This window comes from uncultured Porticoccus sp., assembly GCF_913061305.1.
In the GTDB taxonomy this organism is placed as follows: Bacteria; Pseudomonadota; Gammaproteobacteria; order Pseudomonadales; family Porticoccaceae; genus Porticoccus.
In genome coordinates this window covers 343,742-369,245 of the sequence record NZ_CAJXST010000001.1, presented here as the reverse complement: position 1 = coordinate 369,245, position 25,504 = coordinate 343,742, and the positions used below count along the sequence as shown (strand labels likewise).

Below are 25,504 nucleotides of genomic sequence, written 5' to 3'. Positions count from 1 at the left end.
CCATGGCCAGCGAAACACCGGGCCGCGACAGTGGCCCCGCTGCGCTAACCACGCTTCTGGATGACGCAGCTCAACGCTTAGACACGCGCCCGGCCACATTCACCGCGCAGGACGGCTTCCTGTTCAGCGGCAACCGCCACGAAAGCGTGCCCAGAGCATTGTTTCTCGATCGCCGCTTGACCCCCCTGGAGCGCAATGCCTGGCAGGTCTTTCGCCTGCTGCTGAACGACGACGGCATAACCGCCTTCCCCACCTATGAGCGCCTGCGACCCTACCTGGCGTCCATGCCGTGCACAGCCAAAGCGTCCCACGAAACCGTCGCCAGAGCGCTGACCCAATTACGCTTGACCCGCTGGCTCAGCCTGGTCCGGCGACGACGTGACCCCAGATCTGGACGCCTGCTGGGTAACCTGTATGTGCTCCATGACGAACCCCTGTCACCCTTCGAGGCCATGCAACTCGATACCGAGTACCTGGGGCTGGTCAGCCAGGCGCTGACCCATGCCGCCAAGGCTGTACGGATCGTCGGCACCAACGCACTCAGAGAAATCACCGAAGACCCGTTGATCAGCGGCCGGACGCTGCCCTCGCGCCTGCAGGTCATGGCGGAGCGCCTGGCAGGGCAAAATTGGCACGGCGACGCCACCAAGATCGAGCCTGTGGATAACTCTAAAACCGAAGAGAGCGCTCAGGCCCTTCTTCGGGATTACGACGAGCCCTCTTCGAAATCGGAATCGGGCCGCAAAGGCCCGGCTGACGGCATTCTTCCGATTCCGACGAACAGTAGTACTGTACGTAAAAGAAGTATTAAAAATAGTAATGTACGTACAGTACTGAACGAGTTGCTACATCTGAATCTGCCACCGCGGTTTGATCGTCTCGACGATGAGCAGAAAGCTGGCGCATTGCTCGCATTGAGGAAGGTCGACAGAGAACTGCAACAGCCGGTGATCGATGAGTGGGACGTTCGCTGCTGCGACAGCTACATCAAGAAACCGGTCAATTACCTGTTTGGCCTGATCCAGAAAGCGATCCGAGGCGAGTTCCATGCCTGGGCAGGGGTCGATCCAATCAAGGAGTTCAAGGCTGAGCGATCGGCGCCACACATCGACGGCGAGAGTACGGGACCCACCCAGCCCTCAGACCCTGAGCAGGTGAAAGCCCATATCGCTCGCTTACAGGCAATCTTCCAAAAAGGCTGATACCGATTATGCCAGTGGCATAATGGAACACACGGCCCTCCCCAACCCGGACACAGACCCTGAGCCAGCAAGGGCACACCTCGCCCGCCCGCAGTCGATCTTCAACAAAGCCTGACAGGAATTATGCCAGTGGCATAACCGGAACACGCAGCCTTCCTCACCTACCCCCCACCCGGTCACTGCCTCAATCACACCTGGTATTTCAAACGGGCGGCGAATGGGTGCGGTTTCTTTACTGACAGCCTTCCCGCCGTTGCCGATGCTGGCGACTCGATCTTCCACAGCGAGTCGCTCACATGGCCAACGAATCTCTGCAACTCAACCTCGGATCGCTGCGCAGCGCGATGGCACTCACGCTGCATACTCACCACGCCTCCCGCATCTGGCACGGTCGTGCTGCGTCGGACGGCAAGCCAGGCATCATCGGACTCAACGGCTTCCTGTCCATCATGAACAAGCTCAAGCGCGGCTCAGAGCAGGACGATCCCTACTCGGACTGGTGGATGCTGCGCATCGAGGACAAGATCAACGATACCCGGACACGCCTGCAGACCCTGCGCGAACAGGTGGATCAGGCCCTGGCGGATGTGCCCGCAGCCCTCAGTCTGGGAGAAAACCTCAACGTGCAGCCCGTCAAGCTGCCCCTGTTCGTCAATGCCCAGCTGGGCTTCATGGCGGTCTATCTACTGGCCGACTACGACGATCTGGCACGCCGCCTGATCCTGGCACATCACACCGCATTGATAGACCGCAGCACCCTGGAGCGCTGGCTCAACGATGGGGGTCATGCGCTGCGCAGCCTGTTTTCGCTGGCTCAGCAGTACCGCTACTCCGGCGCCTGCCGCGACGACTTCGCGGCCAATAATGCGGCGGCACGGGCGGCCAGGGAAAAGTTCGGTGAGCTGCCCCAGGACGTGCTCGAAGGTACACGCCGTTCGCGCTTCGCGCCGCCAATGAGCCGCCGATCATCGCGGAACACGTCAGCCCCAGAAAACACCGTTGCCGATGAGGCCGCCGATAGGACAGAAGACGCCGGTGACGCCAGCGAGGATGTTTCACCAGACGAAGAGGCACCGGTATGACGACACCCGCCTTCACCCGTTCACCACATCGATTTTCGCCCCTGGAACAGGCGGCCTTCCAGCAGCTGGAACATGCAGCCTACCTAAAAGGCCTTTTAAAACCTTTTAAGGGTAAGGGGAGTCTGGAGGTCTGGGCCAGCCAATGTTTCACTCTGCGTGATGGCCTGATCAACCTGGCGCAGCGGCAGATTCTGTCCCAGGCCCGCCGTTCACCCTTCAACTGGTTGAGTGTGCAACTGGCCCAGCAGACCACGGGAGCGGGGACTACCTTCCTGCGCTGGCGCAACCTCGACCGGTCCTCCATGGGCGTCGCGCTGTGGGAGGGGCTAATCGCAGATCCAGCCACCCCAGCCGCCCTGATCGACGATCTCTACGCCATGGAGCTGCAGCGGATCACCCTGAACATGCAGATCAGTCTCACTCACAGTATTGCCCGCCAGGCCGTGGACTGCGCAGCCAAAATCCAGCGGGCTCAAACCGTTTACCACCGCCGCATCCGGCAACACGTCTTGACCCAGGAGAGGACACCATGAGCACACGTTTTTTAGGCGAGGGCAATATCGGCTCTACACCAGAGTACCGGGCGTTCAACAACGGCAACGACGAACCCCGTCGTCTGCTGCGCCTGAACATCTACTTCGACAATCCTGTGCCCACCAAAGATGGCTTCGAGGATCGGGGCGGATTCTGGGCACCGGTGGAGCTGTGGCACCGCGATGCCGAGCACTGGCAAACGCTGTACCAGAGGGGCATGCGCGTGCTGGTGGAAGGCCGGACCGTACGAGACGAGTGGGAGGACGCCGAAGAGAACGAGCGCGTCACCTTCAAGATCGAGGCCCGCCGAGTCGGCATCCTGCCGTATCGCGTCGAGCGCGTAACCCTGGCACCCAAAGAGCCCGTTGCTGAGCAGCATGCCGAAGCGTAAAAGAACCGTGAGCGGCTGCACCAGCTCTCCGCCGCTCACTTTGCGCCAACGCCGATTGTGCCAGTGGCATAGAACCGCGGACGTCCATCAACCGCCATTCGCCCTATCGCCCGTGCCAAGCCGAAAACCCGGAGCGTCGGCGAATCGGGTTGTGTACAGCCAAATCCGCCCTGACTCGCCATCCTGTCGTCAATTGAGTCGCTGGGCCAACCCATAACACCCAAGGAGCTGCAGTGTGCGCGTCTATCTGTGCGAGAAACCGTCCCAGGGTAAGGACATCGCCCGCGTGCTGGGTGCCCGACAGCGCGGCAACGGTTGCTACACTGGATCAGGCATTACGGTAACCTGGTGCATCGGTCATTTGCTCGAAACCGCGCCCCCGGAAGCCTACGGCGAGCAATACCGGCGCTGGTCAATTGAGCAACTGCCCATTATTCCGGAGCACTGGCGCATCGAGGTCAAAGCCTCGACCAAGGCGCAATTCCAGATTGTGAAGCGGATTATCGGCCAAGCCAACGAACTGGTGATCGCCACCGACGCCGACCGTGAGGGCGAAATGATTGCCCGCGAGATTCTCGACCTGTGCGGCTACCGAGGCCCGATATGGCGGCTCTGGTTGTCGGCACTGAACGACGCCTCCATCCGCAAAGCGCTGGATACTCTCAAGCCGGGAACGGAGACCCTGCCGCTGTACCACTCGGCCCTGGCGCGCTCCCGGGCGGACTGGCTGATTGGCATGAACCTGAGCCGACTGTTCACACTACTCGGCCAGCAGGCGGGCTACAGCGGCGTGCTCTCGGTAGGCCGAGTTCAGACGCCCACGTTGAAGTTGGTGGTGGATCGCGACCGATCCATTGAGCGTTTTGTCCCTGTGCCCTACTGGGCTATCGAGACCACGCTTGCCCAGGGTGGGCGTTCATTCAAGGCGAGCTGGTTAGCGCCCGAGGACAGTACCGACGAAGCAGATCGGTGCTTGCAGGAATCCGTGGCACAAACTGCCGCCAATGCCCTGCGCCAGAGCCGTGAAGCCACGGTGACCCAGATGGAAACGGAGCGTGTACGCGAAGCACCGCCACTGCCGTTTGACCTGAGCACGCTGCAGGAAATCTGCTCTCGGTCGTTGGGGCTGGATGTGCAGGAGACCCTCGATATCGCCCAGGCACTTTACGAGACACACAAGGCAACGACCTATCCGCGCAGTGATTGCGGCTACCTGCCCGAGAGTATGCGGGCGGAAGTGCCTATTGTTCTTGAGGCCCTGGCGGTCTCCGATCCGACGTTGGGATCCCTGGTCGACGGACTGGACAGCCGGCTCCGCTCACGTGCCTGGAACGACAGCAAAGTCACAGCGCACCACGGCATCATCCCCACGCTGGAGCCGGTCAAGCTCAGTGCCATATCGGATAAGGAGCTGGCCGTCTACCGACTCATCCGGGCGCATTATCTGGCCCAGTTCCTGCCGCACCATGAGTTTGACCGCACCCATGTGCAGCTCAAGGCTGCCGGCCAATCGCTGCGAGCCGTGGGCAAGCAGGTGATTGAATCCGGCTGGCATCGGGTCATGCCTGGCCAGGGTAACGAAACGAATAGAGAACCGGAGCAGGATGGTACGCAAAGCCAACCATTGCCCGCACTGGCAAAAGACACCCTGTGTACGCTGGAGCAGATCGAGCTGAAGGCGCTCGAGACACAGCCGCCAAGACCCTATACCCAGGGCGAACTGATCAAGGCCATGAAAGGCGTGGCCAGGCTGGTGACCGACCCGCGGCTCAGGCAAAAGCTGAAGGAGACCACCGGCATCGGCACCGAAGCCACCCGCGCTGGCATCATCAACGGCTTGCTGGCTCGCGGCTACATCGCCAAAAAGGGCAAGTCGATCCGGGCGACCGAGGCGGCTTTCACCTTGATTGATGCCGTGCCCAGCGCGATTGCCGACCCCGGCACCACCGCCGTCTGGGAGCAGGCGCTGGAAATGATCGAATCAGGCCAGATGACGCTGGAGGATTTCATCGACAAGCAATCCACCTGGGTGGCTCAACTGGTGCAGCAATATCGAAGCGTCGCCCTGACGATCACACAGCCGGAAGGTCCAGCCTGCCCGCAATGCGGTGCGGCCACACACCCAAGGCGCGGCAAGAACGGCGCTTTCTGGTCTTGTAGCCAATACCCGGAATGCAAAGGCAGTCTGCCGGTGCAGCAGACCAAGCCCAAGAGTCGCGGACGCAGGGCCAGGCACTCATCCACCCGAACGTCGTGAGCGGCTTTTTGCACCACGAGGTTTTACTCAACCCCCCAGCACCCGTGCGGTGCCCAGCATGCCCAACCTTCTGTCCCGGCGTGCGCGATCGGTGAGAGACTTCACCGGCGAGAAGGCCCCTGTTCCTTGATCACGCCAACCGGGAGGTCATCCCTATCGGTATGTGCTGCTCACGCGGGGTTTCCTGACGGCTTCCACTCCGGTATTGGCGGCCTGCGAGCCGTCAGGAAACCCTGCGGGGTCAGCGGTATTCGGTACCGGCGCCCACCGGTGAAACAACGGGCTCCCTTTGTGCGCGGATGTGTGCCAGAGGATACCGGCCCCAGCCACGACACGGGCCGGGTGTGCATGCTGACGCAGTGCCAGGTTCCGACGACGACCCGACCCTGCAAAGCCCACCGGTGGCAACGTCCTCTGTGCCGAAGGTTCCGGCCTTCGGCGAATTTTCTCGCTTTCACGCCCAATCCACCTGCTCACCCGCCAAAATAGGGTGCATCCCATCACGGATTTTCCATCGCCAACAGCCACAGGACATTGGAGCCTTGCCCCATGCGTCGCTGATTCCGATCAGCACCATGCCCAGGCAGCTCCGGTCATCAAGGCTGCATCCTGGCGATGCCGGGACGACCGAACCAGTCCGCCACGCATCACTTCGCGGACGATCGCCCCATCAGGGCGACGATGCTTCGACTATCCACGGACATACCCATGATTCTCAACCATCGGGAGCACCCTCCTCATGAACACCATCAGCAACCAGGCAATGCTGGAACAGATTGCCCGCAATGATCGGCATTTTGCGCAAGCGCCCGACGCCTTCTTTCGCGCCTGGAAACGCGGCGTCCAATTGCTCAGCCCCGCCTTGTTCGGCATGGGCACCCAAGCCCAGATCGATCAGGCCCAGGACAAGTGGGAGCTGTGCCCAAACCTGGAAACCATCGACCATGCCATCGATGTGATGAGCTCCGGCGAGCGTGTTTTTCTGGCGACCCTGGTTAGCTTCTACAACGCCGAAATTGGCGGTGCGTTGCTCGAACGAGTTGGCGTCCACGGCTTGTCCGATCTGGGCGGCCTGGATCTGGACCGACGCCAGGTCATTGCCGACTTGATTCTGAACTACACCGGCTGGTAACAGCCCATTTTCTTCAACCCCTGGGGTCTGTACCCCAGTGGGGGATTGGCCCCACCTTTCCTCTACTGGAGCATATCCATGATCCCCATCAACAATCCCTTTATCAGAGGCTATCAAAGCCTATCCATTCAGCGCCTGCTGGCAATCCGTTACGAAGAAGACTGCCCGCTGACCTATCTCCCACTGCATAGCTCACAGGCTCACCTCGCTGATGACCAGGTTTATCGTTTTCCCTGTGTCTTCTGTGACGACTTCGCCCTGGTCACCGAAGGGCAGGATATCAGCAGTGAACTGGACGATCACTGTACCGGCATCGGTGTTGTACAGACCGTGGTTTACGCCATTACGGCAGATGAGTACGGCACACCACTGCATGTCGGTGACACCTACAGTCACGAGGCAGCACTTGAAGTCGTACGGCGACTGACCTTCGATACCGGCCACTACAGCCGTTGCTGGGAAATCAGTACAGGTCATTTGCCGAGCCAGGCACTGGCATACCTTGAGCACCTGGCGGATGCGGCTACACCGACCGGCTTGCTGTTTGAAGCCTTCCGTATTCCAGGCAGCCATGCTGTCGGTGTGAAGTTGATCGCCACTCCCTGGACCGATACGAATCTGGGGTTTATCGATGGCGGCGGTACAACAGCGGCACTGCATCAGGCCCAAATAGAGACCCAGGCTCCTCAGTCTCTGATTGATGTCATGCACCTTGCCGCCGTGGCAGACGTGCGCCTTCTGATCTTCGATCCCGATGCCCTCGTCCTGGAGGGCTTGCCCACTTTTGACGATTGACCAGTGAGCCCCGTAAGGGGCTCCTTTTCGCGAATAATTGGATACACCCGGATTCCTATTGCGTGTGGCCGACCCATCCGATGCGGTGCCACCCTGCCCACATGTCCCGCTGATGTGTCAGCGACATGCCCAGGTAGCCAGGGTCTTCAAGGCTACGGCGCGGTTCCGACCGCGTGACCCAACCCGTTCGCCACCGCATCCCCAGCGCGAACGACCATCTCTCGGGATGGTGGATGCACAGCACTACCAGGATCATCCGATCCATCAACCCGCGCGGGGGTTATACCTCCCCGTCGGGGTGGGTGTGTCTCCGCTTGTTCGTTAATTACATCTGGAGATTCACCATGAACCCTTCATCTGACAAGTCCTATTTTGACCTGCACATCACCGGCCTGGGTTATCTCAATCGCATTCGCGAAGTGACGCCCCGCAAAGGTGATGCCTTCCTCGCCTGCGATATCGCAGCGCTGAACGGTCCCAGCGACTCACCGGAATACCGCCGTTTCGACGTGCGCGTTTCCGGCAGCGAAGCCCAGCACTTGATTCGCCGCTGCCAGCAGGCCGTCGAATCCGAACGCAAGGTACTCATCGGCTTTCGCCTGGGCGATCTGTGGACTGACACCTTCACCTATACCAAAGGGAATCGTGCCGGCGAACAGGGCGTCAGCCTGAAAGCCCGGCTACTCTTTGTCAGCTGGATCAAGGTTGACGGCCAGCTCGTGTACAAGGCTGAACCCAGGGCCACCGACGAGGTGCCCCATGACAGCACGCCGCCTGCGATGACTCCGGCTCCTGTGGAGGATGCCCCGGCATCCGACGGGGTAACGACGGATATCGACGCCGACGACAGTGTGCCAGCCGAGTCACTTTGTTGAGAGTCGCTTTGTTGAGAGCCACAAAGCCCTGACCAGCGCTTTGCTTTCTGATCCCACCCTTCAGCACGAGGAACTGAACCATGATCACACTCTCCGGCCAGTTGGCCATTCGCACTATCCACGGCAGAAACGGTGACTTCAATGTGGGTCGCCTTGCCACCGCCATCGGCGAATTTGTTATCAAGAACGCCGAGCTGGATCAGTACCGCGAAGGCAAGTACGACGGCGAATTCGTCATTACCGAGATTCGGCCTTCCACGTACAACACCAGCGGTCGCATGGTCATCGAGATTCGCGCCCACCTGGGCGGGATGACTCTGTCCAGCATCGACCTTCTGAGCAGTGATGACGCCAAACGGCTGAGTCCGCAGGAAGTCGACCCGATCGACGAGGAAGCACAAGCCCCTGTCCCCGCTGCCACGGTTTCCCCCGAAGCAGAAGAAGACAGCCAGGCCAGCAACCCGCTGATCGATACCACACCGTTCGGCAGCGCCGTGCCCGACACAGCGGCTACCGAGAACGCGGATGTCGCACTCTTCGGTGCGCTTTGGCCGCTGGGTGATGTGGTCAAGCTGGATGCCACGGTCGATCGTCGACTGCTGCGCCAGCAACGTGACCGCCTCGGCGCCATGGGATACGAGTTCGCTCCCCTGTCCCAGGACTGGCACCGCCTCACGGCCTGATCCACCGTCGCTGACGCGACTTCCCACCACCCGCCGGGGTACTGCCCCGATGGGCAGGGCTCCGGCATTTTTCACAGGAGACCTGCCATGGGCTGGTACTACTCGCGGCAAACCCGCGCTCAACTGATCCAGGAACTGATCCAACCGCAAGAGGGCGAACGCGCTCACTACCAGGTCATTGCCCACGCCCTGCGTGGCAACGTGCTCTGGTCCGTGGTGCGCATCACCGCCAAAGTCGCCGGTATCTTCGGTCTCGATGCCGGTGAATCTACAGCCTTTATCCGCTGCGACTTGCTGCAGGGGTCTGGCAACGACTGGGGCCACAAGCCTCTGGAAGAAGCCATGCACCCGTACTACTACTCCTGCCCCTTGCGCTATCTCGACATGGCTCCCGAGCAATGTCGAGACTGGCGCGATGGCGTACGTGCTCATCACGCACGGCGCAATGCCAGAAAGTCAGTGGCCATGACCGGCTGACCGTCATCCAAGCATCATCAACCCCCAGGGGCACTCGCTCGCCCCAACGGGCGCGGGTGCCTCTTCCAAACACGAGGACATCCCAATGCCCACTTCATCCCCGCAACCGCTGTATCGCATCGACGAATGCCCCGACCTTATGGCCGATGGCTGTGTCTCTGACGACAGCGGTACTCTGATCTTTCTCTCCCTTTGGGCGCGCGACACCGCCGTTCAGGAGTTTCTGGCCCGCCTGACACTCGGTCGAACGGACCAGGGACTGGATCGATTTCACCTCATCACAGATCAGGGTGCTTCGGTGCCCGTCTGCATTGGCAATGTGGATCATCTGGAGAAACGCTCCACGCGCACCTTCCGCCGAACCCTGTTCGGTTCCATTGTGCATCTGTGGCTGTTCGATACCCGCTGCGTGAAGCCTGACAAGGCCAACGCCAGCGCACTGGCCTTGCTGCCAAGGGACGGACTCGACCATACCGAACGCCTGTGGGCGCTGGTGCGGGAGACCTGTCCATTGCCCTTGCTGGATCATTGGCGCGACGAGGTACTGGCTCTGTTGCAGTCCCGGGAAATGCTGACCCGACTGCCCTTCGCTCTCGGGCGGCTGGAAGGCCACCGATTGAGCCTGGACGTCCCGGCGCTGACCACAGCACTGGGTGATCTGATCCGTTGCGGCACCCTGGGTGTTGCACAGGACGAGCCGGACGCTGGCAAACCGCTACGGCGGGTGGCCTGAACCGCTTCCATGCCGGGCATGCACAAGCATGCCCGAGTCTTCTCCCACTATGCCTTTCCTTCATTTCAAAGGAGATACCCATGGCTCTCATGTTTCCGCGGCTTGCCCGCAACTTTATCAAGAACGGCTACTTTCCAACGGACGAGCCCACACTCGAACGAGCACTGTCTGCACTGGCTCCGGCCAGGGGGTCAATGTCCATCCTCGATCCCTGCGCCGGCGAAGGCGTGGCCATCGCTGAAGCCGCCCATGCTCTTGGGCGTGAACAGGTGAGGGCGTTTGCCGTTGAGTACGACAGCGAGCGCGCGACCCATGCACGTCAACTGGTCGACCGGTGTCTGCACGCTGATCTGATGGACACCCTGATCTCACGACAGTCCTTCGGGCTGTTGTGGCTCAACCCGCCCTATGGCGACCTTGAGCGTGGCGTCGATGGCAACATCGGCTACCAGGGTCAGGGACGCGCCCGGCTGGAAAAGCTGTTCTATCAGCGCACCTTGCCGCTGCTGCAGTACGACGGCGTGCTGGTGTTCATCATCCCGGGCTATGTGCTGGATGCCGAACTGGTCGGTTGGCTGACCCGTCACTTTGCGGATTTGCGGCTCTACCGTGCGGTGGATACGCAGTTCAAGCAGGTGGTGATCTTTGGTCGCCGTATTCGGCAACGCGAGCAGAATCCCGGCGATGCCAGAGCTGCACGGGAGCTCATGCTGCAAATCGGTCTTGGTGACCTCGAAGCCGAGGAGTTGCCCGACGTATGGCCGTTCCAGCCCTACTGTGTTCCAGCATCGCCCGCCGAGCCGGAGCACTTTTATCGTGTCACGCTCGAACCGGCGCAATTCGCCGACGAAGTGCAGCGCCTGCAAGGGCTGTGGCCGTCGCTCGAAACGCATCTGGGCGCCGTGCACCATTCGCCACGGCCTCCGGCGCGCGCTCTGTCGCACTGGCATCTCGCCCTGGCGCTCGCAGCCGGTGCAGTGTCCGGTGTGGTGACCTCCAGAACCGGCAAGGTGTTGGTGGTCAAGGGCGATACTCACAAGGAGAAATCCTTGACCACGGAGTACCAGGAACGGGATGACGGCTCGGTCGCCGAGACCCGCATCCTCACTGATCGCTTCGTACCCGTGATCCGCGCGTGGGACATGACCCCCGGCTCCCCAACACTGGGCCAGGTCCTGACCATTCGCTGATCGATACTCACAGGCGGCTCGCCGCCCGCTCATCCATGCCGTTTATTCACCCACTGGGGTCCAGTCGCCCCGTGGGGTGCCGTGACCCCTCACATGACCTTCAGGAGGTATTCATCATGGCACTGGCAACACTATCACACGTTCGCTTCAACCCGGGTCAAGTGGTTATGACCCAAGGCGTCAACGACGTCGTCCAACGGGGTGTCATCAATCCCAGGCAGTACCTATTGCGCCATTTGCGTGGCGACTGGGGAGACCTCTGTGAAGAGGATCGTGCTACCAACGAAGCCGCGCTGAAACACGGCGATCGGCTGATGTCGTCCTATCCCATCACAGCGACTCTAAAACTCTGGATCATCACCGAATGCGACCGCAGTGTTACGACGCTGCTGCTCCCTGAGGAGTACTGATCCTTTTTTCCCAACCCTGGGGCATGCCATCGCCCCACTGGGGGAGGTGCATGCCCCGCTTCTATCTGGAGCATCATCATGTCCCTCGATACTTGTTCTGAAAACCTTTCATCCGACACCACTGTGCAGGGCGACCTGCTGGACAAGCCTTCATCCCCGCTCGACATCAGCCTGCAGGACTTTGTGTCCGAGTTTGGCGACGAGTTGCTCGACTCCCTCAATCGCGCCAATCCTCCGGTGTATACCGGCCAGGCACGGGCATACCGCCAGACCCTACTGGCGAATCTGAAACGGCAGTTGTTTCCGGCTCAGGCTGAGGTAGTGCATGCCGTCACCGAGTTGTTGGTCGATCGCGGCGAACGCGCCGCCATCGTCAACGGCGAGATGGGCTGTGGCAAGACCACTGTAGGTATCGCGACGGCCGCCGTACTCGAAGCCGAAGGTTATCGCCGTACGCTGGTGCTCTCGCCACCCCACCTGGTGTACAAGTGGCGGCGGGAAATCCAGGAGACCGTGGCCAACGCCAAGGTCTGGGTACTCAATGGCCCGGATACTCTGGTCAAGCTCATCAAACTGCGTGAGCAGTTGGGCGTGCCGTCCCAAGGACCGGAGTTCTTCGTTCTCGGTCGCGTGCGTATGCGCATGGGTTTCCACTGGAAGCCCGTATTCGTGCGTCGGCGGACCCGGCACGGCGAGGTCGGCAGTTGCCCACACTGTGGGCAAGTCATCACCGATCTCGACGGTGAGCCGGTCAATCCGATCGAACTGGAAGCGGCGGAATCACGTCGCAAATGCAACCGCTGTGCTTCGGCGCTGTGGACGCTGGTTCGCCCCCGTCGGCTATCAACCAACGATCAGTCCCAGGCTGTGCTCAAGGCGCTCAAGCGTATTCCCACCATCGGTGAAGTCACCGCCCAGAAGTTGATGAAGAAGTTCGGCGAGTCATTCCTGGCCTCCATGCTGGGCGACAACCTGTACGAGTTCATCAACCTGATGGACGATAACGGTGAGCTGGTGTTTTCAGACCGCCAGGCCCAGCGCATGGAGCGCGCCATGGCCTCGATGGAGTTCGGCTTCGGTGAAGGCGGCTACCAGCCATCAGAGTTCATCAAGCGCTACCTGCCGCAAGGCACGTTCGACCTGCTCATCGCCGACGAGGCGCATGAGTACAAGAATGCGGGCTCTGCCCAGGGACAAGCGATGGGTGTTCTGGCTTCCAAGGTGCGCAAGACCTTACTGCTCACCGGTACGCTGATGGGTGGTTACGGCGATGACTTGTTCTACCTGCTGTTTCGAGCGCTGCCGTCGAGAATGATCGAAGACGGCTATCGACCCAGCAAGCAGGGCAGTCTGACACCGGCCGCGATGGCGTTTATGCGTGATCACGGCGTACTCAAGGACATTTACTCCGAGAGCAACGGATCGGCCCACAAGACCGCCAAGGGCAGCAAGATCACGGTGCGAACCGTCAAGGCCCCGGGTTTTGGTCCCAAAGGTGTGCTGCGTTGTGTGTTGCCGTTCACGGTGTTCCTCAAGTTGAAGGAGATCGGCGGTAATGTGCTGCCACCTTACGACGAGGAGTTCCGGGAAGTGGCGATGGCCGATGAGCAATCCCAGGCTTACTCACGCCTGGCGGGGCAGTTGACCGTTGAGCTGAAGCAGGCCCTGGCGCGGCGAGACACAACGCTTCTCGGCGTGGTACTCAACGTGCTGCTGGCCTGGCCGGACACCTGCTTCCGTGCAGAGACGGTCACGCACCCGCGAAGCCGCAACCTGCTGGCGTTCACTCCTTCTCTGTTCTCTGATATGGAGATCATGCCGAAGGAGCGGGAGTTGATCGATATCTGTCGTGAAGAGAAGGCAGCGGGTCGCAAGACCTTGGTCTACAGCGTGTACACCGGGACACGGGATACCACGTCACGGTTGAAAGTGCTGTTGGAGCAGGAAGGCTTTAAGGTGGCGGTACTGCGCGCCAGCGTGGATGCCTCCCGCCGGGAAGACTGGATCGCCGAGCAGCTGGATCGCGGCATCGACGTGCTCATCACCAATCCCGAGCTTGTGAAAACCGGCCTGGATCTGCTGGAGTTCCCGACCATTGTGTTCATGCAGTCGGGTTACAACGTCTACTCGCTGCAACAGGCGGCTCGCCGTTCCTGGCGAATTGGCCAGAGGCAGCCCGTCAGGGTGATCTACCTGGGCTATTCGGCCACCTGGCAGATGACCTGCCTGGGGTTGATGGCCAAGAAGATCACCGTGTCACAAAGCACGTCGGGAGACGTGCCGGAATCCGGATTGGAAGTTCTGAATCAGGATGGCGACTCGGTGGAGGTGGCGCTGGCGCGGCAGTTGGTGAGTTGAGTAGCGATTGATCTCTGGCGGCCCCCTCGGGGGCCGCCTTTTTACACAGTTGGAAATGTCAACGCTTCTTAGCCTTCTTGGTCCGCTTCCGGGCCTCACGGTCCGCTCGACGACGTTCAGCCCGATTCATAGGTATACCGTCAGGTCCAATGTGCATAGCAGGAGAGTTTACAAACCTATACGGGGCAGGAAATTCACGTTCAGAGTCTCGAAAAAGCATCATTTCAGTTTTCGGTCGCAGAATTTCAAGTTCGTCGGCCTGCGCTCGCCAGAATCCAATCTCCTCGGAGGACAGCTGTGCGAGTTCTACATACATAAAATCGTACGAAGCTTCGCCTTCTGAAAACGGTTCACAAGCAATCCCGATAGCCTCCTCAAGCGTTTGCATATTCTCTTTCACAGCATGGCAGTACACCGTAAGAGCATGCATTCGCCGCTCTCGGTAAGTCGTTGCATAATCCTCTCCTGAGGTCTTTGGAATTGTCAGAAATATAAATACTTGTTTAACAGGTCGCCCCGTCATTTTTACGCGTGCAAACATACGGCCTGGGTCGCTCTGCTGCATTGCATAGCGTAGGTCCGATGCTAAACCCCGTCTCGCCAAACGGGGCTGTTCGGCGAGAGCACGTACAATTCGTTCGTGATCCACGGAATTGTCAGATGGTAGGTAAGGACTGGAAATAGCCTCACCTGACCGAATAAACGTACTATGATGTTCAATAAGCGCATCCCACATATAGCTGATTTGGTCAGCCTGCTTTTTGGCTGCCCGTTGTGGGCTCTTGAGATAGACTTCCCAATCGCCTTCTGGAAGGGCAACATAATCCACACCCTGAGCCACTGCAGGAAATGCGTGCTCATCATTACGAATGGTTGCCATGTATCGAGCCAGCAAGTCTTCCTCGCCCGGAACTGACACGATAACTCCAGTTTGGTCAAGGAATTTCTCTTTCTTCCTCAGATAGGCGATGAAATCTGGCACAGTATCTAACTCGTCAAGCAACAAGTTAACCGTAATTTCGTCGAAGACATGGATGAATCGACCATTCTCTAGCGGTTGCCCAATATGGAATGGCATCTTCTCATGGTCAGCTCTGCCCCGCAGATGGGTCGATAGCATCAGACTGCCCGAACTCCCACCACCGAAGTACTGCTTTGCGGCAATATGACTACCACGAGTCACCGCAATGAGGTGGTATCGAGCTGCTCGCGGATTGGGGATGGTGAGAGGCAGCTGGATAGTACAGGATTTATCGAGATACACACGCTCAGGGAACCTCTCAATGAAATTCTCAGCGCCTGATAACTGTCTTGCAGATTTTTCGATGGCTCGCCGATACCATCGGCACCAAGCAACGCTTACATCTACATGAGACTGAAATTCGCAGCTTTTATCTGAAAACAGCAGCACATCGTCGCCAAAGACGACCAAAAGGTCAACGAGTTCCTTGCCGTCGCCTTTTCCATTGCGTCTACCCTCATCGCTATAGACATTCGGGTAACTCCAAAGGCTGAGGAAGGCCTTACGAGCGAGTCGAGTGAGGATACGTTCGGACTCGGTCGTACCCTCTGATTCAGCAGATTCTTCCCATGCGGTCTTGTTGTTCATGGAAGCTTGTCACAGATAACCATCTACGTCTTCATCGATACCCACGGTAACAATGCATGTCGAATCTCGATCTCTGAACCTGCTGTACGTGTATGGCGCGTTCTAAAGCGTTTAATTGTGTCAATCGTATTGAACGACGTTGGCCCATCAAGGAGAGCAAGAGGAGTATGGCTGGTAATAGCCCGTGTTAATCTTCCCTTTGCAAAAGAAATGTCGCCATCGAGCACATAACCCAACATGCAACCAACAGGCAGATGCTCAGCATACTGTTCAGTCATGAAGCGCATCATTCCTTGGGTAACGTAAACAGTGGCCAGGGAGCTGCGACTGCCTGAATTTTTTATATTCAAGCGCTTACATTCATAGGCTAGGTAGTGCTCGCGCTCCCAGTCAAAAAGCACAGCAATATCAATTATCCCCTTGCTATACTTCGATCCATCCGTTGCCAAACCGAATGGCTCATATTGGTACTCCACCCAATGACAAAGTCGGCGTACGATAGCATCCTTGGCTAGGCGGTCAACTAAGTTGATGGTGATATCATCTTCCCCAGGCTGCTCCGAAAGAACTGACACACACTCTGGCCACACGACCGCAATTCGCTCCAGAAAGCGATCATCGAACGAAATGAAACTGTCGGTCCACGTCTGGCTATCGCCAACCAGCATCCATGCCCCCTTCCTTGGTGGTGGAGGCCTGCTGAAGATCGAGTGCGATTCCGTCCGCATCTGCAAGCGCGGTAGAGCGCAACCAGAAACGCATCTGCATGGGCTTGATAAGGTAGAGGCAGTCATCCACGAAAACTCGCAGATCTGGCATAAGCTGAAAATTACCCTCAAGCGGATGGTTAATGTGGACGGAAAGCTCTTCTAGAACGGGTCCTATTTCTCCCACTGGCTCTTCGGCATATTCCTCCTGCCCCCCTAAACGCAAACGGAGAATCGCGAGGTCGGCGCTCCGCGCCACAAGACAAGCCCCGACTCTTTGCCCACGGAACCATTCCCCGAGGCTGATGGCTAGCGTGTCTGCATAACTCTTGCGTTGGAGCTGGTCCGGCTCGCCCCACAGTTTGGGAAAATGTCCATCATGAGGTTGAAGCGCAGGCAAAATAGACTCAATCGTATCGTCAATGAGCGCAATTTCATCAGGTGAGAGGCCAAAGTATTGATATGTCAGCTGGTCAATCGCGCGGAGAGTCTCTAGTTCATCAACTTGAGTTGGAAACGCTTCTTTAGACCGCAGCATTGCTTCATCGACAATAGCAATAAGTTTATGAGCAGCATGAGTGGCTGCGTCCTTATCAGGCACATCCGCAAGTGAAGGAAAAGGCAACCGAAGCAGATCAGCCTGCTGCACTTCCGGTCGGTCTGAGCCAAAAGACGCCGTTCCGTGAAACGCATACCAAACCGCGATGCGGCTATTAAGAATCGCTGTTAGAATTTTTGCACGGTCACTGTGCCCCTCTGGCACAGTGATCGCTTGAAATATATGCTGAAAGGTCAGCGGCTCATCACAGTAAGCAGCCCGCAAGCGATTCTGCGAGGTCTCGACTCCGCGAGGAATAAGGATACGGGTACCACCGAATCCAGCCTCGAAACCGCGTCGACGCACAGCTGAAGAAGCAGCTGGCTTTAGACCATTCGCCACCTGGGCAATACGCGAGAAGGCGGCGATAGATAGATCCGCCAAGCGACCGACATATTCGCTGCTTAAAAGAGGCGCATTGCTATTTTCTCGGTCCGCATTGAACGGCTGATAGCCCTGCCCAATGACCCATTGGCCATTAGGCGCTTCGCGTCGGCGGCTTAGACTACCAAAATCCTTAATGAATGCGCCCAGCTTCGGGAGCCGATCCAAGTAGCCGAATAATTTAGCATCGGGCTCACGCATCCAAAGTCGTTGCTTGAAAATTAGCGGGTTATCCAGGACGGAACCTACGCTGAGCACTGTCTTATCAGCACTACTCAATGTGATAACACGCTTGATGCGAAGATTCAGATCGGCTTTCGGCGCCCAGTAATCGAAATTATAAGGAAAGTCGCCAACCTCACCTCTGCTGTAGATTATCAATGCTGTTGGACGATGGGCCTTTTCGAAAAGCTGAAAGCGAAGATCCGCGAAATTGATTATCCTACGGACCTGGGACTTCTTGAAAAATGCATCACGCGCATCCACCGCATTTTGGGCGTGATTGTGCAAAAATCCCATTGATGGTAACAAAAATGCGATTAGCCCGCCGTCACAAAGGTGCGCGAGCGCCTTCCAGCTAAATGCCCAAGCATCTTCGCGGCCTGGCATCGGCTGTTTGGTTTTCTTGCTCCACTGCACGGATGAGCGGTCAGGCCCACGACGGCTAGTCCACGGCGGATTTCCGATGATAACTTCGTATTGAGCTGTATCCGGCAGCACATCGAAAAAATCGTGGCAAACGAGCGTATTCCCCCATAGTGTTGGTAGAAACTTGCCTCTGTTAATGAGTTTGCGGATATCGCGAGGCGACACTTCTTCTAACAGTGCTACGTAGAGTGAAAATACCGCTACGCGAACGGCACCGCCATTCAAATCCCAACCGTGAATTTGACTTAGCAGCGATAACAAACTGCTCCAGGGTATGGTCTGTTTCTTGTGTTTCGATCGCCAATACTCGCAGAGCCGTTGAAACGAGCGAACTAAAAACACGCCTGAACCACAAGCAGGATCAAGAAATCTCCCGCTCGCCCTTGTCTCAGAGGGCAACAGATCCCAAACTTGGGATACTACAGTATCCGCAAGAAACATAGGTGTGTAATAGGCACCATTCGCGCGACGTTCAGCTTCACGGTCGCCGAGAAAGCGATCATAGACCGCGCTGACCAATTCGATTGGAATGTAGCGAAAGTCATACCCCCAGAATCGCTGCTGGCCTGAATGCGCCATTTCTTCACGACCAGATCTGAATCGCGCCAATATTGCTAGATGAGCGGGGTTGATCTCCGGCGCCTCGGCCTCCGGCTCGAAGGAGCACGGAGCAACGAAGAGATCTCCATTGAAATCTTCGTGCAAAGTGCGGAAAAAAGAACGGAACAGGTTGATATCAGCGGTTTCTAGAAGCGCCGAAAAACTCTCAGCACGCTTCTTGGAAATCGCCTTGAAATAGTCCGAGCTCACCATACCTCGATCTTCAAGATAGGCGATAAACATTGTCTGAATGAGCAACGCCTGGGCCGCATCGGGAGTGAGCTCAGCAGCCTGTAGTAGGCCATGTGAGGTTTTCAGATTATCGAGAAGAACCTGATCGATGCGCTCCTTCGACTGGAAGTAGTCGCTGTAGTCCCGCCAAAGACGTCCCGATTCCGCACCATAGATAAGATTGCGAAACCGCAAGGCTTTAGCTGTAAGGCTGAGGCTATCAATCAGACAGCGAGATTCAAAAATATCTCCCGGTTCGTTGAGAGGAGTACGGGCAAGGGAGAAAACTCTCAGCGTGTCGTCAGCGATAACAAGTAACAAGCTCGCCAAGCCCTGATTCCAAAGCATGCCATGCAGGTCGATAACGGAAGCACGATCATACTGCTCGGCGGCAAGGATCGCGACAGTGGGAACTCCTTGAACACAAAAGATCGCGGAAAGACCCATCTCAGTGAGCGCCGCGCGAATTGCAGGCGCATGGGGAACATCCCTGACCGCCTCGGCCGACTCATAAAGCTCGGGGGATCGCCGATGTGTTAGGCCTAACCGCTCTTTCCACTCCGACCCTAATTGGGATTTTTCAGTCGTAGTCATGCTCGCTTCCCACGCCGCTCAAGCTGCGTACTGACGGAGTTTGGAGGAAACTGGAGAGCGCCTTGAATTTGTTCTGCTTCGCTCGCAGTGAGCTCGGAGCGAAGACGCAATATGATCGGTGCGCAAGGGACACAGATAGCCGACGTTTCAGATACTCGGTTGTACTGAATGGCCGGATTAACGAGGCGTATACCGTCAGCTTCAATTATGGCGACACAGCTCTCAAGTGAAAGCCAGGATTTTCCCCTGCACTCACGAAAAAGTTGATCCATACGTGCGCCGACTGTTCCAACGCGGATGCCAAAATCACGGACGAGTTCGGCCACAATCGCCATAGCAACAACATCCCCAGGAGTGAATGTGGGGGCATGCCCTTTATGCATAGCCAGCGCCGGGATCGTATCCCGCCATGTGCGAAACGCATCCACCGAGATGGATAGTAGTTCACGAATCTGACCCTGTGTATAGCGCATGCCGAATACTAACCCGGAAAAGCCCCCATATCAACACGGGGTAAACCCCGTATCTTCCTATCGCCCCACGGCTCATGTTTCTCAATCAGCCGGGCCAGTATCTAATCCGGAAATTCTGGCAATGCGTTTAACTAGATCAGAATCCGGTCATCCGCTGATGCCGATTTTCTGCGGATTCACCAGCTTTCCCCTGAGATCCTGGGAGTGCACATTTTTAGGAATACCACCACATGCCAGCGATCCGCCTGTATGTCCCTTCTAGGAGCCTCGTTCTCTTCGCAGCCGTTATCCAAGCCATCCTAGGCACTGGCTGTGCCACGTCGACCGTTGCCCCTACTCCCAATCTCCCGGGGACTGAAGCCGCTTTAGTCCCGCTACCAAGCGACTGGATACCAATCGTCCGCTACGGTCGGTACACACTGGTGGAACTGACGCCCCAGGCGGCCCAGCAAAATCTCCTGCTGCAAGTGGTCGATGTGTCCATCCCGGGAACGCCGCCACTATCGGTGGAAGATGGCCTGCGCCATGTACTGCAGAGTTCCGGCTATTCCCTGTGTGACGACGACCCGAACTCGGCACCGCTCTACGATCTATCCCTACCGGCGGCCCATCTGCGGCTTGGGCCTGTGTTTCTCCATGATGCACTGCTGACTTTGGCCGGGCCAGCCTGGGAGTTGCAGGTGGATGATCGAGCACGACAAGTGTGCTTCACACCCCGTCTGGAGGCATTACCGTGAGAACCCAGACTGGATGCGATTCTGTCCTGGCCAGTTGTTACAGGTGGCTACCGTGAGATCCCACATAACTCCCGTTCTGGCGGCGCTGATTGCCCTGGCTCCAGTTCTGGCTCTTGCCCAGACCGCCCCTGCCACTGGTTTTCGCATCGTGTCCAGCCAGGAGCGCATGACAAACGACACAGCACTCGACGAACGCCTGGCAAAGGACTGGGGACTCAAACCCGAGGAGTGGACGCGCTATCAGCAACTAATGCAGGGGCCACTGGGCATTTACTCACCCAACCTGGACCCGCTCACGGTGCTGGGCATTGAGGCGCGTGACGAGGAGGAGCGCCGCCGTTATGCAGAGCTCCAGGTACAGGCCGAAGCTCGCCGCGTCGAGAAACTGCTGACCTATCAACGCGCCTATGATGCAGCGTGGCAGCGACTCTATCCGAACCTTCTGCGTGTTGACATGAGAGCCTCGAGTGGCCTGCCTCAAAGCAGCCTCCAGCCCACCCGGCTGGCCGTGTTCGTGAAGGAAAACTGCCCAGCCTGTGAGCGGCGCGTCCGACAACTGCAGACGGAGGGTGCGGAGTTCGATCTGTATCTGGTCGACAGCCGCCAGGAGGATGCCCGTGTACGCCAATGGGCTGAGCGTGTGGGCATTGAGCCGGACAAGGTTCGCGACCGCGCCATCACCTTGAACCATGATAATGGGCGCTGGCTAGCTATCGGCGTGCAGGGTGAGTTGCCCGCCGTGGTCCGTGAGGTGGGCGGACAATGGCAACGTCTGTGACCTCCCCTCATTGGGCGGTCATCTGCCTGGGTTGGCTGGTCGTTTTGCCAAGCACAGCAGATACCGTACTCCCGCCACTGGCTTATCAGTTGGCCGCCCACGAGGCCGGGGTGCCTTCGGCACTGCTCTATGCCATTGCTTTGCAGGAGAGTGGCACAGGCATACGGGGCAGGCAGGTTCCCTGGCCATGGACACTGAATGTCGCCGGTCAACCTCGGCGGCTCGCCACCCGGGATGGGGCCTGTGCCGAGCTAACAACCGCCCTTGAAACTACTCCCGCTCGCCGTATCGACGTAGGGCTTGGGCAGATCAATGTCGGTTACCACGCCCATCGGGTGACTCATCCCTGCGACCTCCTCGACCCGTATCAAAACCTGGCTATCGCCGCCGCTATATTGCGCGAACAGTACAAGACCGATGAAGGCTGGCTGTATGCGGTTGGTCGCTATCACCGCCCAGCCGGTGGCAAGCCAGCCAAGCGTTACCGGCGCAGCATCCACCAACACTTGTCACGCATTCACCGTGGATCTGCAGCTCTGACCGCATCTGAGGAGGACCTGCCTTGAAAGCTCGTTTTCGTGCCCTGTGTTGGCTGTTGGGAATAATGAGCCTTTCAGCCTCTGCCGATGACACCCCACTCATTGTCGTTCAGGACCGGGGTGGCGCTTCAGCGCTGCCGTATTACCAGTCCATGGATTTACCGCCCATAGGCACACCCATAGCCCTACCCGAACAGGGGGAGGTGCCAACAGCCCTAAACCAGCCCATCAGAGAGGCGGAAATGCTGCCAGTACGATCGGCGCTGCTATCGCCGGGCAAGGTGGAACGCCGGCCTATGGACGCTGCAGGATTTCGCCCCCTGTTCCTGGTGGGCGACGACGAACTTTCCCGCACCTGGCTGCAACACCGAGCGGCCAGCTTGCGGACGCTTGGTGCCGTAGGTCTGGTGGTCAATGTCGACACTGCCGAAGGACTGGCCGACTTGCGAGACCTGGCACCCGGCTTGACCCTGGCACCTGCCTCTGGCGACGACCTGGCACAGCGCCTTGAGATCCGGCACTACCCGGTGCTGATCACCGCCACCGGACTCGAGCAGTGACATGGCCCAGCCCCATGCCGTGGAGGTCATGCTGCGACCCGCCGTCGAACTGTACAGCGTTGCAGTCAGTGTCGGTGCGGCTCTACTGTGCCTATTTGCGCCGTGGTCGTTGGCTCTCACCCCGCTACTGGGGCTGGGTGCAGCTCTGGGCTTTCTGACCTTTGCCGCCATCCGCTTTCGCGACGCGCGGGCAATCCTTCACTATCGCCGCAACATCAGGCGTATCCCACGCTACGTAATGGCCAGCCGGAACGTGCCGGTGAGTCAGCAACGGCTGTTTGTTGGCCGGGGTTTTCGCTGGGATCAGCGCCATACCCACCGGCTGATGCAGACCTACCGTCCTGAGTTTCGCCGCTACGTCGAGCCCACGCCGGCCTATCGATTCGTCCGTCGCCTGGAGGAACGACTGGAATTTGCGCCATTTCCGTTGCCATACCTTGACCGGGTGACCGCCTGGGATCATCCCCTGAATCCACTTCGCCCCCTGCCACCGGTGGGCGGGCTGCCGCGGCTGCACGGTATCGAGCCCATGGAGACGGACGTCTCCCTGCCACTGGGTGAACGGGTCGGCCATACTCTGGTGCTCGGCACCACCCGGGTCGGCAAAACCCGGCTGGCCGAGTTGTGCATCACTCAGGATATTCGCCGCAGGGTCAACGGGGAGCACGAGGTGGTGATCGTCTTCGATCCCAAGGGCGATGCCGACCTGCTCAAGCGCATGTACGTGGAAGCCCGGCGCGCCGGACGCGAGGGCGAGTTCTACGTGTTCCATCTCGGCTGGCCGGACATCTCCGCCCGTTACAATGCCGTGGGCCGTTTCGGGCGTATCTCGGAGGTGGCCACACGGATTGCCGGCCAACTCTCCGGTGAGGGCAACAGCGCCGCCTTTCGCGAATTCGCCTGGCGCTTCGTCAATATCATCGCTCGCGCCCTGGTGGAGCTGGGGCGACGCCCCGACTATTTGCAGATCCAGCGCCACGTCGTCAACATCGATGCACTGTTCATCGAGTACGCCCAGCACTTTTTTTCCAGAACCGAGCCGAAGGCCTGGGAAGTGATCGTGCAGCTCGAAGGCCGGCTGAACGACAAAAACATTCCCCGCCACATGGTCGGCCGGGAAAAGCGTGTCGTGGCTATTGAGCAATACCTGTCCCAGGTGCGGGTCTACGATCCAGTACTCGACGGACTGCGCTCAGCGGTACGCTACGACAGGACCTACTTCGACAAAATTGTCGCCTCCCTGCTGCCGCTGCTGGAGAAGCTGACCACCGGCAAGATCTCACAACTGCTGGCGCCGGACTATGCCGACCTGCACGATCCGCGGCCAATCTTCGACTGGATGCAGATCATCCGCAAGCGAGCCGTGGTCTACGTGGGGCTGGATGCCCTGTCGGATGCCGAAGTCGCGGCGGCGGTGGGCAATTCCATGTTCTCCGACCTGGTGTCGGTGGCCGGGCACATCTACAAGTTTGGCATTGACGATGGATTGCCCGGAGGGTCGACCAGCCCCCCTGGAAAAGTCGCCATCAACGTCCATGCCGACGAGTTCAATGAGCTGATGGGTGACGAGTTCATCCCCATGGTCAACAAGGGCGGTGGGGCCGGAATTCAGGTCACGGCCTACACCCAGACCCTGAGCGATATCGAGGCCCGGATCGGCAACCGGGCCAAGGCGGGACAGGTTGTGGGCAACTTCAACAACCTGTTCATGCTGCGGGTGCGCGAGACGGCCACTGCCGAGCTATTGACCCGGCAGCTGCCCAAGGTTGAGGTGCACACCACCTCCATCGTCAGCGGGGCAACAGACACCTCCGACCCCCAAGGGCACACCGCCTTCACCTCCAACACCCAGGATCGCATTACCTCGACCAGCGTACCGCTGATCGAACCGGCTCATGTGGTGAACCTCCCCAAAGGCCAGGCCTTCGCACTGCTCGAAGGCGGCAACCTGTGGAAGTTGCGCATGCCGCTGCCGGCCCCCGACCCCGACGAGGCCATGCCGAAGGACCTGCAGGCGCTGGCCGGTTACATGCGTCAGCACTACTCAGATGCAGGCGAATGGTGGGAAAACCAGGGCAACCCCGAGCTGCAGAATGAGAGCCTGCCGGATGACCTGCTGGATGGCTTCAAACAGATGACCGGTGCCGAGACCGCCGGAACCGACACAACATGAGCGACCCCGCAGCCACTGCGCAGCGACAACAGACACGGCAGCGCAACCTGGTGGGTTCAGTGGTCTCGCTGCCCTTTCGCTTCTTCGGTGTGCTCTGCGGCTCGCTATTGCTGTGCATCCTGATTGAGTGGGTCGGCATGCACCTGTTCTGGCCAGAACAGGGATGGCGCCATGCTCAGGCCATGCTGCATTACGAACTCGATCAACTCTCGACCCACTTCACTCGCAGCGTGGTGGTACAGGAGCCAGGGCGCACAGCCCATCGACTGATCGACGGAGCCCATGAGTGGGTTTTCGTCAAAACCGGGCTGATGGACTGGATGCAGGGTGCCGCCACCCAAGCCCGCGCAGGGGCTGACAATGCCACCCGGGATTTCCGCTATTACCTGGGCGTGGTCTACGTTCACCTGGAAAGCTACCTGATCACCGCGGCCTATACCCTGCTGGTCTTCCTGGTGCGCCTGCTGGTGCTGTGCCTGATGCTCCCCTTGTTCTGCATGGCCGCCTTTGTGGGGCTGGTAGATGGGCTCGTACGCCGGGACATCCGTCGGTTCGGTGCGGGACGGGAATCCGGCTTCGTCTACCACCGGGCGAAGGCCGCTTTGATGCCGCTGCTGGTGCTGCCCTGGGTGACCTATCTGACGCTGCCGGTCAGCGTGAGTCCGTTGTTGATCCTGCTACCCAGTGCCATGTTGCTGGGGGTGGCGGTGGATATCACAGCGGGGAGCTTCAAGAAGTATCTGTGAGGCTGTTG

25 protein-coding genes are annotated in these 25,504 nt (G+C 58.8%); 21 read left to right on the top strand and 4 right to left on the bottom strand.

The features are described 5' to 3' along the window. The first annotated feature begins 2 nt into the window (after nucleotides 1–2). The 15 genes from QZ516_RS01775 (at nucleotide 3) to QZ516_RS01705 (ending at nucleotide 14,119) form a co-directional block, all read left to right on the top strand. Nucleotides 3–1,202: an STY4528 family pathogenicity island replication protein gene (locus tag QZ516_RS01775; RefSeq protein ID WP_297185345.1), complete on the top strand. Its 1,200-nt coding sequence runs from the start codon at nucleotides 3–5 to the stop codon at nucleotides 1,200–1,202. A 296-nt stretch (nucleotides 1,203–1,498) separates the two neighbouring features. Continuing rightward, the gene (locus tag QZ516_RS01770; protein WP_297185342.1) at nucleotides 1,499–2,284 is read left to right on the top strand and encodes a PFL_4669 family integrating conjugative element protein; all 786 of its coding nucleotides are present in this window, start codon (nucleotides 1,499–1,501) and stop codon (nucleotides 2,282–2,284) included. Next, a complete protein-coding gene (locus QZ516_RS01765) occupies nucleotides 2,281–2,817 on the top strand; it encodes a DUF3158 family protein (RefSeq protein WP_297185339.1) in 537 nt (178 codons plus the stop codon). The genes QZ516_RS01770 and QZ516_RS01765 overlap by 4 nt, the downstream gene beginning before the upstream one ends. Then, on the top strand, nucleotides 2,814–3,209 hold the full coding sequence (locus QZ516_RS01760) for a single-stranded DNA-binding protein (protein WP_297185337.1): 396 nt from the start codon (nucleotides 2,814–2,816) through the stop codon (nucleotides 3,207–3,209). The genes QZ516_RS01765 and QZ516_RS01760 overlap by 4 nt, the downstream gene beginning before the upstream one ends. Nucleotides 3,210–3,444: 235 nt before the next feature. Beyond that, nucleotides 3,445–5,466 (top strand): DNA topoisomerase III, encoded by a 2,022-nt coding sequence (locus QZ516_RS01755; protein ID WP_297185335.1) that lies wholly within the window; start codon nucleotides 3,445–3,447, stop codon nucleotides 5,464–5,466. A 739-nt stretch (nucleotides 5,467–6,205) separates the two neighbouring features. Continuing rightward, a complete protein-coding gene (locus QZ516_RS01750; RefSeq protein WP_297185332.1) occupies nucleotides 6,206–6,598 on the top strand; it encodes a hypothetical protein in 393 nt (130 codons plus the stop codon). 78 nt (nucleotides 6,599–6,676) lie between these two features. After that, nucleotides 6,677–7,393 carry an ABC transporter substrate-binding protein gene (locus QZ516_RS01745; RefSeq protein ID WP_297185330.1) on the top strand — a complete coding sequence of 239 codons (717 nt, stop codon included), beginning with the start codon at nucleotides 6,677–6,679 and terminating at the stop codon, nucleotides 7,391–7,393. A 64-nt stretch (nucleotides 7,394–7,457) separates the two neighbouring features. After that, nucleotides 7,458–7,718 (top strand): hypothetical protein, encoded by a 261-nt coding sequence (locus tag QZ516_RS01740; protein WP_297185329.1) that lies wholly within the window; start codon nucleotides 7,458–7,460, stop codon nucleotides 7,716–7,718. A 19-nt stretch (nucleotides 7,719–7,737) separates the two neighbouring features. Continuing rightward, the gene (locus QZ516_RS01735; protein ID WP_365332576.1) at nucleotides 7,738–8,268 is read left to right on the top strand and encodes an STY4534 family ICE replication protein; all 531 of its coding nucleotides are present in this window, start codon (nucleotides 7,738–7,740) and stop codon (nucleotides 8,266–8,268) included. A gap of 80 nt (nucleotides 8,269–8,348) precedes the next feature. Next, on the top strand, nucleotides 8,349–8,951 hold the full coding sequence (locus QZ516_RS01730) for a DUF3275 family protein (protein ID WP_297185326.1): 603 nt from the start codon (nucleotides 8,349–8,351) through the stop codon (nucleotides 8,949–8,951). Nucleotides 8,952–9,038: 87 nt separating this feature from the next. Next, nucleotides 9,039–9,428 carry a hypothetical protein gene (locus tag QZ516_RS01725; RefSeq protein WP_297185325.1) on the top strand — a complete coding sequence of 130 codons (390 nt, stop codon included), beginning with the start codon at nucleotides 9,039–9,041 and terminating at the stop codon, nucleotides 9,426–9,428. 79 nt (nucleotides 9,429–9,507) lie between these two features. Next, nucleotides 9,508–10,161 (top strand): hypothetical protein, encoded by a 654-nt coding sequence (locus QZ516_RS01720; RefSeq protein ID WP_297185547.1) that lies wholly within the window; start codon nucleotides 9,508–9,510, stop codon nucleotides 10,159–10,161. Between the two features lie 80 nt (nucleotides 10,162–10,241). Further along, entirely contained in the window at nucleotides 10,242–11,351 is a 1,110-nt protein-coding gene (locus QZ516_RS01715) for a DUF6094 domain-containing protein (protein ID WP_297185322.1), read from the top strand. Between the two features lie 116 nt (nucleotides 11,352–11,467). Then, nucleotides 11,468–11,761 carry a hypothetical protein gene (locus QZ516_RS01710; protein ID WP_297185545.1) on the top strand — a complete coding sequence of 98 codons (294 nt, stop codon included), beginning with the start codon at nucleotides 11,468–11,470 and terminating at the stop codon, nucleotides 11,759–11,761. Nucleotides 11,762–11,839: 78 nt separating this feature from the next. Beyond that, entirely contained in the window at nucleotides 11,840–14,119 is a 2,280-nt protein-coding gene (locus tag QZ516_RS01705) for a DEAD/DEAH box helicase family protein (RefSeq protein WP_297185320.1), read from the top strand. Nucleotides 14,120–14,177: 58 nt separating this feature from the next. Here the strand turns inward: QZ516_RS01705 and QZ516_RS01700 are convergent, their stop codons facing one another. From QZ516_RS01700 to QZ516_RS01685, 4 genes are read right to left on the bottom strand one after another with little or no spacing between them, the layout of a single operon-like run. Next, nucleotides 14,178–15,728, bottom strand: coding sequence for a hypothetical protein (locus QZ516_RS01700; RefSeq protein WP_297185317.1), 1,551 nt, complete (start codon nucleotides 15,726–15,728; stop codon nucleotides 14,178–14,180). Between the two features lie 23 nt (nucleotides 15,729–15,751). After that, entirely contained in the window at nucleotides 15,752–16,396 is a 645-nt protein-coding gene (locus tag QZ516_RS01695) for a hypothetical protein (protein WP_297185314.1), read from the bottom strand. Next, nucleotides 16,380–19,490 (bottom strand): N-6 DNA methylase, encoded by a 3,111-nt coding sequence (locus QZ516_RS01690; RefSeq protein ID WP_297185311.1) that lies wholly within the window; start codon nucleotides 19,488–19,490, stop codon nucleotides 16,380–16,382. The genes QZ516_RS01695 and QZ516_RS01690 overlap by 17 nt, the downstream gene beginning before the upstream one ends. Beyond that, complete coding sequence (locus QZ516_RS01685; RefSeq protein WP_297185308.1) at nucleotides 19,487–19,963, bottom strand: hypothetical protein; 477 nt, start codon at nucleotides 19,961–19,963, stop codon at nucleotides 19,487–19,489. Before QZ516_RS01685 ends, QZ516_RS01690 begins: the two co-directional genes overlap by 4 nt. Before the next feature lie 230 nt (nucleotides 19,964–20,193). Here QZ516_RS01685 and QZ516_RS01680 point away from each other — a divergent pair, with 230 nt between their 5' ends. From QZ516_RS01680 to QZ516_RS01655, 6 genes are read left to right on the top strand one after another with little or no spacing between them, the layout of a single operon-like run. Further along, nucleotides 20,194–20,700: a PilL N-terminal domain-containing protein gene (locus tag QZ516_RS01680; protein WP_297185306.1), complete on the top strand. Its 507-nt coding sequence runs from the start codon at nucleotides 20,194–20,196 to the stop codon at nucleotides 20,698–20,700. Nucleotides 20,701–20,752: 52 nt separating this feature from the next. Beyond that, complete coding sequence (locus QZ516_RS01675) at nucleotides 20,753–21,478, top strand: TIGR03759 family integrating conjugative element protein (protein WP_297185303.1); 726 nt, start codon at nucleotides 20,753–20,755, stop codon at nucleotides 21,476–21,478. Then, a complete protein-coding gene (locus QZ516_RS01670) occupies nucleotides 21,463–22,044 on the top strand; it encodes a transglycosylase SLT domain-containing protein (RefSeq protein ID WP_297185301.1) in 582 nt (193 codons plus the stop codon). Before QZ516_RS01675 ends, QZ516_RS01670 begins: the two co-directional genes overlap by 16 nt. Nucleotides 22,045–22,082: 38 nt before the next feature. Beyond that, the gene (locus QZ516_RS01665) at nucleotides 22,083–22,577 is read left to right on the top strand and encodes an integrating conjugative element protein (RefSeq protein ID WP_297185543.1); all 495 of its coding nucleotides are present in this window, start codon (nucleotides 22,083–22,085) and stop codon (nucleotides 22,575–22,577) included. A 1-nt stretch (nucleotide 22,578) separates the two neighbouring features. Continuing rightward, complete coding sequence (traD, locus tag QZ516_RS01660) at nucleotides 22,579–24,750, top strand: type IV conjugative transfer system coupling protein TraD (protein ID WP_297185298.1); 2,172 nt, start codon at nucleotides 22,579–22,581, stop codon at nucleotides 24,748–24,750. Further along, nucleotides 24,747–25,496 carry a TIGR03747 family integrating conjugative element membrane protein gene (locus QZ516_RS01655; protein ID WP_297185295.1) on the top strand — a complete coding sequence of 250 codons (750 nt, stop codon included), beginning with the start codon at nucleotides 24,747–24,749 and terminating at the stop codon, nucleotides 25,494–25,496. The genes traD and QZ516_RS01655 overlap by 4 nt, the downstream gene beginning before the upstream one ends. Nucleotides 25,497–25,504 lie beyond the last annotated feature (8 nt).

What these genes read in the sequence shown, in the direction of transcription:
- QZ516_RS01775 (WP_297185345.1), top strand. Translation starts at nt 3, where the DNA reads ATGGCCAGCGAAACACCGGGCCGCGACAGTGGCCCCGCTGCGCTAACC.
- QZ516_RS01770 (WP_297185342.1), top strand. Translation starts at nt 1,499, where the DNA reads ATGGCCAACGAATCTCTGCAACTCAACCTCGGATCGCTGCGCAGCGCG.
- QZ516_RS01765 (WP_297185339.1), top strand. Translation starts at nt 2,281, where the DNA reads ATGACGACACCCGCCTTCACCCGTTCACCACATCGATTTTCGCCCCTG.
- QZ516_RS01760 (WP_297185337.1), top strand. Translation starts at nt 2,814, where the DNA reads ATGAGCACACGTTTTTTAGGCGAGGGCAATATCGGCTCTACACCAGAG.
- QZ516_RS01750 (WP_297185332.1), top strand. Translation starts at nt 6,206, where the DNA reads ATGAACACCATCAGCAACCAGGCAATGCTGGAACAGATTGCCCGCAAT.
- QZ516_RS01745 (WP_297185330.1), top strand. Translation starts at nt 6,677, where the DNA reads ATGATCCCCATCAACAATCCCTTTATCAGAGGCTATCAAAGCCTATCC.
- QZ516_RS01735 (WP_365332576.1), top strand. Translation starts at nt 7,738, where the DNA reads ATGAACCCTTCATCTGACAAGTCCTATTTTGACCTGCACATCACCGGC.
- QZ516_RS01730 (WP_297185326.1), top strand. Translation starts at nt 8,349, where the DNA reads ATGATCACACTCTCCGGCCAGTTGGCCATTCGCACTATCCACGGCAGA.
- QZ516_RS01725 (WP_297185325.1), top strand. Translation starts at nt 9,039, where the DNA reads ATGGGCTGGTACTACTCGCGGCAAACCCGCGCTCAACTGATCCAGGAA.
- QZ516_RS01715 (WP_297185322.1), top strand. Translation starts at nt 10,242, where the DNA reads ATGGCTCTCATGTTTCCGCGGCTTGCCCGCAACTTTATCAAGAACGGC.
- QZ516_RS01710 (WP_297185545.1), top strand. Translation starts at nt 11,468, where the DNA reads ATGGCACTGGCAACACTATCACACGTTCGCTTCAACCCGGGTCAAGTG.
- QZ516_RS01705 (WP_297185320.1), top strand. Translation starts at nt 11,840, where the DNA reads ATGTCCCTCGATACTTGTTCTGAAAACCTTTCATCCGACACCACTGTG.
- QZ516_RS01700 (WP_297185317.1), bottom strand. Translation starts at nt 15,728, where the DNA reads ATGAACAACAAGACCGCATGGGAAGAATCTGCTGAATCAGAGGGTACG.
- QZ516_RS01695 (WP_297185314.1), bottom strand. Translation starts at nt 16,396, where the DNA reads ATGCTGGTTGGCGATAGCCAGACGTGGACCGACAGTTTCATTTCGTTC.
- QZ516_RS01690 (WP_297185311.1), bottom strand. Translation starts at nt 19,490, where the DNA reads ATGACTACGACTGAAAAATCCCAATTAGGGTCGGAGTGGAAAGAGCGG.
- QZ516_RS01685 (WP_297185308.1), bottom strand. Translation starts at nt 19,963, where the DNA reads ATGCGCTATACACAGGGTCAGATTCGTGAACTACTATCCATCTCGGTG.
- QZ516_RS01680 (WP_297185306.1), top strand. Translation starts at nt 20,194, where the DNA reads ATGCCAGCGATCCGCCTGTATGTCCCTTCTAGGAGCCTCGTTCTCTTC.
- QZ516_RS01670 (WP_297185301.1), top strand. Translation starts at nt 21,463, where the DNA reads ATGGCAACGTCTGTGACCTCCCCTCATTGGGCGGTCATCTGCCTGGGT.
- QZ516_RS01665 (WP_297185543.1), top strand. Translation starts at nt 22,083, where the DNA reads ATGAGCCTTTCAGCCTCTGCCGATGACACCCCACTCATTGTCGTTCAG.
- traD (WP_297185298.1), top strand. Translation starts at nt 22,579, where the DNA reads ATGGCCCAGCCCCATGCCGTGGAGGTCATGCTGCGACCCGCCGTCGAA.
- QZ516_RS01655 (WP_297185295.1), top strand. Translation starts at nt 24,747, where the DNA reads ATGAGCGACCCCGCAGCCACTGCGCAGCGACAACAGACACGGCAGCGC.